Source organism: Pauljensenia sp. UMB6358, assembly GCF_030216865.1.
In the GTDB taxonomy this organism is placed as follows: domain Bacteria; phylum Actinomycetota; class Actinomycetes; order Actinomycetales; family Actinomycetaceae; genus Pauljensenia; species Pauljensenia turicensis_A.
Genome location: NZ_JASOMS010000051.1, coordinates 1 through 389 on the forward strand (window position 1 = coordinate 1; position 389 = coordinate 389).

The 389-nt window shown below is 50.1% G+C and carries 1 protein-coding gene; it reads left to right on the plus strand.

What is annotated here, in order from left to right; all coding sequences use genetic code 11:
- Nucleotides 1-147: 147 nt before the first annotated feature.
- Nucleotides 148-389 (plus strand): BRO-N domain-containing protein (locus tag QP381_RS08585; protein WP_285068519.1); only part of this gene is annotated, 242 nt, incomplete at its 3' end.

The following is a 389-nucleotide window of genomic DNA, read 5'->3' on the forward strand; positions in this document are numbered from 1 at the left end:
CTACTCGACCATGAATCGAAAAATCTCCGGTAAAGCCGAGTTTTCACTCTCTGAATTGTGCGCCATCGCCGAAACCACCGGATCGGAACCCTGGGAGCTCCTTCCTAAAACGTTCCTCCCCCGAGCTTACCGCGAAAAGGAAACAGCATGAGTAATCTAATCCCCTTCACGTTTGAAGGCACCAATGTCCGTATCTTCAAAGAGAACGGTAAAGCCTTTTTCTGTGGTAAGGATGTGGCAACCGCCCTCGGATACACCAATACGAATAAGGCATTATCAGACCATTGCAAAACCGATGGGGTAACGAAACGGTACCCCATCGTTGATAGCCTCGGACGCACCCAGCAAGCCCGGTTTATCTCGGAGGGTGATGTTCTTCGACTTATCGT